This is a genomic window from Dietzia sp. UBA5065, assembly GCA_002415925.1.
Taxonomy (GTDB): domain Bacteria; phylum Actinomycetota; class Actinomycetes; order Mycobacteriales; family Mycobacteriaceae; genus Dietzia.
This window is the reverse complement of sequence record DIAZ01000035.1, coordinates 11,461-11,731: the sequence shown is the minus strand read 5'-3', so window position 1 is coordinate 11,731 and position 271 is coordinate 11,461. Positions and strand designations below refer to the sequence as shown.

General features: G+C 67.9%; 1 protein-coding gene. It reads right to left on the bottom strand.

The window, feature by feature from the left end; translation table 11 throughout:
- Nucleotides 1–271 (bottom strand): aldehyde dehydrogenase family protein (locus B4M60_RS02505; RefSeq protein ID WP_291079983.1); only part of this gene is annotated, 271 nt, incomplete at both ends.

The window sequence follows — 271 nt, the reverse complement described above, 5'->3', positions numbered from 1 at the left end:
GAGTTGACGGAGAACGTCCCCGTCCGCACCTTGCGCGCGATCGCGAAGCCGCGCTCGACATCGGAGGTGTAGACCGAGCCGGCCAGGCCGTAGCGGCTGTCGTTGGCGATCCGAATCGCGTCCGCCTCGTCCTTGTACGAGATCACCGCGACGACCGGTCCGAAGACCTCCTCCTGCGCGATCTCCATGTCCGGGGTGACCCCGGTCAGCAGGGTGGGTTCGACGTACCATCCCTTGTCGAGCCCCTCGGGGATGCCGCCGCCGAAGGCCA